This window comes from Streptococcus sp. DD04, assembly GCF_001578725.1.
Lineage (GTDB): Bacteria > Bacillota > Bacilli > Lactobacillales > Streptococcaceae > Streptococcus > Streptococcus sinensis.
On sequence record NZ_KQ969005.1, the window covers coordinates 1 to 430 of the forward strand.

Below are 430 nucleotides of genomic sequence, written 5' to 3' on the forward strand. Positions count from 1 at the left end.
TCTACCGTACGCAGCCGAGATTTGTTGGTCTCCATCTCCCATGTATCTGGATTGTGGCAATACTGACAACGCATATGGCAACCCTGCAAAAAGACAATGAAACGGATACCAGGTCCGTCCACTGCTCCAAAACTCTCGGTAGAGTGCACCATTCCCGTTACTTGCCCATAATCAATAGCTTCTTCAACCATAATGACCCTCTTAAACTTGAAAACGTTTTATTCTTAACTATATTATACCACGACTTCAGTAAAAATTACTAGATTCTGCCTATTTTTTAGAAAACAAACTGTTTTTCAGTTTCATTTTCATTGTGTTACAACAGATGGACTTGTTCATTTTTTAAAAAATTGCCGCTCTCCGTTTCCAGCTGTCTCCATAAAAAAGCCGCCTTAGAGGCGACTCTTTCGGAGATTATTATGAAAAAGGG

1 protein-coding gene is annotated in these 430 nt (G+C 39.8%); it reads right to left on the minus strand.

The window, feature by feature from the left end:
- Positions 1-191, minus strand: a 191-nt coding sequence (locus STRDD04_RS10265; protein ID WP_156469096.1) for a 4Fe-4S cluster-binding domain-containing protein, incomplete at its 3' end; no start/stop codon positions are given.
- Positions 192-430 lie beyond the last annotated feature (239 nt).